General features: G+C 53.1%; 1 rRNA gene. It reads left to right on the forward strand.

The features are described 5' to 3' along the window. Positions 1 to 224, forward strand: a 23S ribosomal RNA gene (locus WFN61_RS21030); the annotation flags it as partial.

Here is a 224-nt window from a genome sequence, read left to right on the forward strand (position 1 = left end):
ATGTTGGCCGGGCGACGGTTGTCCCGGTTTAAGCATGTAGGCGGAACGACCAGGTAAATCCGGTCGTTTACTAACGCTGAGGTGTGATGACGAGGCACTACGGTGCTGAAGTGACAAATGCCCTGCTTCCAGGAAAAGCCTCTAAGCATCAGGTAACACGAAATCGTACCCCAAACCGACACAGGTGGTCAGGTAGAGAATACCAAGGCGCTTGAGAGAACTCG

It is taken from the genome of Pseudescherichia sp. AS216 (assembly GCF_037152055.1).
Taxonomy (GTDB): Bacteria; Pseudomonadota; Gammaproteobacteria; order Enterobacterales; family Enterobacteriaceae; genus Pseudescherichia.